The following is a 3,288-nucleotide window of genomic DNA, read 5'->3' as shown; positions in this document are numbered from 1 at the left end:
ACAGATAAATTATTAAACTTATATTCATAGTGCATAATAAGGAGAAATTTGAAATATTCAATGTTTATTTAGGTGGATATTTGGAAATGTTAACAAGATAATCCGTTAAGTAAAGAATAAAAAAAGAGCATACAAATAAAGTATGCTCAAAAAAAGATAGGTTTTATGAGTGGAGAATCTCCATACGATAATATATGCTCATTTCATTAATATGTGTAAAATATCAACAAAATATCAATAGAATATCAATTAATGAGTTATTTTAGTTTTTTAATGAAGTCATGTTTTTGTGAAATGAAAAAGAGCCGTTTCTTTTGAAAGATGCGGCTCTTTTTACTATTTTGTTATCGTACTGTTCGAAATGATAAACCATAAAATTATACGATTAACAATTTGATAATGATCGGACTTCAATTATATATTTCTTAAAGTCTGGATATTGAGATACAGTTTGGCAGGTAGGGGTGAGTAGTTGATTAATTAAAGATACATTTGTAATTACTTCGTTACAAGGACCGTAGAATGTAACTTTTAGCTTTGAATTCGGGGGAACTTTGAATACGATAGGGATTTTTCTCATTAAATAAACTCCTTACATAACAGGGGTTATATGTTTATTTCCTTTTAATTAGGAAGACATATTAATATAATATGTAATTTTTATTGTAGTTGATTATTACATATACTGTATGAGTTGATGTAATTTCTAGTACGTATCAAAATAGTGTTGTAAAAAAATATATATCATGTTTATAAAAAGCTTAAAAACAGACTAATACGAGGGAATAAGCGGTAAGTAACTTGTCTCTATATAATAAATTGTAAAAAGGCAGCTTTTTTTAGCTGCCTTTTTACAGGGAGATTGAAAAAATCTTGGAGGTCATTCATGAGTATAAGCAAAAATTGCTTATATATAGTATGTACATTATTTATAATTTTATCCCAATATTTAGTGTGAAATAAACGTAAGTCTATCGTTTACAAATGTAAAAAAGAAGAACTTGTTTATTATGGATAAAAAGAAATTATTTAGTTTTAAAAAATGATGAAAATATATTTATTTGTCTTATAGAAGCTTGCTATTAGGCATATGGGTCTAGCAATAATACAAGCTTTGAATAAGATAATAAAAAGGAGTTGATTAGTAATGGGTTATATTGTAGATATTTCGAAATGGAATGGAAATATTAATTGGGATATTGCAGCGTCTCAGCTAGATTTAGTTATTGCTAGAGTTCAAGATGGTTCAAATACGGTCGATTTTATGTATCAAAGTTATGTAAAAGAAATGAAGAAACGTAGTATTCCATTTGGGAATTATGCATTTTGCCGTTTTATATCTATTTCAGATGCAAAAAAAGAAGCGCAAGATTTTTGGAATCGTGGTGATAAAACCGCTAAATTTTGGGTGGCAGATGTAGAAGTTCAAACAATGGTAGATATGGAAGGCGGGACTCAAGCATTTATTGATGAATTACGCCGATTAGGTGCAAAAAAAATTGGTTTATACGTAGGACATCACACGTATGTATCATTTGGAGCGCGCAATATTGATGCTGATTTTATTTGGATTCCTCGTTACGGTGGGAATAAACCAGCATATCCTTGTGACATTTGGCAATATACTGATTCAGGAAATGTTTCTGGTATTGGAAAATGTGATTTGAATCAATTGATTGGGAATAAAGATCTTTCTTGGTTTATAGGTTCAAATCAAACAAATCAATCTAGTATTGGAGATAGTAAGCAACCAAATGGAATTGGTATTGCAGTTTCAAAATATAATGATGGATACGGCATTAATTTATATGAAAATCCTGCGAACCCACAGTTTACAGGAAGGATTACGAAAAAAATCCCATATTTAATCTATAAAGGTTATTGGGGAGGTGGCGAAAAAGATATGATTTGTTTAGGTAGTGAACAACAATGGGCTAAGTTAGAGCATTTTAATGTGCAATGGTTTTATGCATATTCAAAATACACACCTGGATATGAAATTAGAACGCATGATGGACCAAACGGGAATGATACAGGTGCGGTTGATGGGAAGGTCCCTTATCGTATTTGGAATCGTCAAGATGGCTATGTAGATATAGGTGGGAACAAATGGATCAAAGAAGAACATGTACAGATTAAATGATGTTAAAAAGTCGGCTTCATGCCGGCTTTTGTATTTAATAAAGCTTGTCTCTGACATGAAGAGAAATACTTGCGGAAAACACATTAATTTCACAATAGCGCTGTATAGTTCCTAATATACATTTATCAAAGTGAGGTATTTGAATTGAAAAAGAAAAAACTATTTATGGGAACTATTATTACATGTGTGGCGCTAACATTGTCTGCGTGTGGTTCCTCAGAAAATGTTGCAACATCAAAAGTAGGAAACGTGACAGAGAAAGAGTTAAGTAAAGAATTAAGGCAAACATATGGAAAAAGTACTTTATCTCAAATGATGTTAAATAAGGCATTGCTAGATAAATATGAAGTTTCAGATGAAGAAGCTAAAAAACAAGTAGAAGCAGCGAAGGAACAAATGGGTGACAAGTTTAAAGTTGCTTTAGAGCAAGTAGGATTAAAAAATGAAGATGAATTAAAAGAGAGAATGAAGCCAGAAATTGCACTTGAGAAAGCGATTAGAGCGACTGTCACAGATAAAGATGTGAAAGATAACCATAAACCAGAAATGAAGGTAAGTCACATTTTAGTGAAAGATGAAAAAACTGCGAAAGAAGTAAAGGAGAAAATAAATAATGGTGAAGATTTTACTGCTTTAGCGAAACAATATTCGGAAGATACTGGTTCAAAGGAACAGGGCGGAGAAATAGCTGGTTTTGCTCCTGGTCAAACTGTGAAAGAATTTGAGGAAGCTGCGTATAAATTAGATGCAGGACAAGTAAGTGAGCCAATAAAAACATCTTTTGGTTATCATATTATAAAAGTGACGGATAAAAAAGAATTGAAACCATTTGATGAAGTGAAAGATTCGATTCGAAAAGATTTAGAACAACAAAGACTACAAGATGCGACAGGTAAATGGAAACAACAAGTAATCAATGATCTATTGAAAGAAGCGGATATTAAAGTAACAGATAATGAATTTAAAGATACATTTAAATTCTTAGATGAGAAGTAAAGTTTAGAAGAAAAACAGAGATTTAGCATAGTGCTATATTTCTGTTTTTTAATTTTCAATAGAAAAGGGAACTCATATAGAGTTCCCTTTTCTCGTTAGTGTGTGAGTTATAAATAGATAGTAAGACAATACAATATTACATTTAAATA

The 3,288-nt window shown here is 30.8% G+C and carries 3 protein-coding genes; 2 read left to right on the top strand and 1 reads right to left on the bottom strand.

The features are described from left to right. Nucleotides 1-385: 385 nt before the first annotated feature. Nucleotides 386-580 carry a hypothetical protein gene (locus V7038_RS23575; RefSeq protein WP_081338478.1) on the bottom strand — a complete coding sequence of 65 codons (195 nt, stop codon included), beginning with the start codon at nucleotides 578-580 and terminating at the stop codon, nucleotides 386-388. 567 nt (nucleotides 581-1,147) lie between these two features. On the opposite strand from V7038_RS23575, the gene V7038_RS23570 reads away from it, so the two are divergent. Then, nucleotides 1,148-2,143 carry a glycoside hydrolase family 25 protein gene (locus tag V7038_RS23570; protein ID WP_070146486.1) on the top strand — a complete coding sequence of 332 codons (996 nt, stop codon included), beginning with the start codon at nucleotides 1,148-1,150 and terminating at the stop codon, nucleotides 2,141-2,143. A gap of 144 nt (nucleotides 2,144-2,287) precedes the next feature. Next, nucleotides 2,288-3,139: a peptidylprolyl isomerase PrsA gene (locus tag V7038_RS23565; RefSeq protein WP_002200592.1), complete on the top strand. Its 852-nt coding sequence runs from the start codon at nucleotides 2,288-2,290 to the stop codon at nucleotides 3,137-3,139. Nucleotides 3,140-3,288: the final 149 nt, after the last annotated feature.

This window comes from Bacillus sp. JJ783 (assembly GCF_036963225.1).
GTDB classification, from domain to species: Bacteria; Bacillota; Bacilli; order Bacillales; family Bacillaceae_G; genus Bacillus_A; species Bacillus_A cereus_U.
The sequence above is the reverse complement of the archived record's forward strand: the minus strand, read 5'-3'. Positions and strand labels throughout refer to the sequence as shown.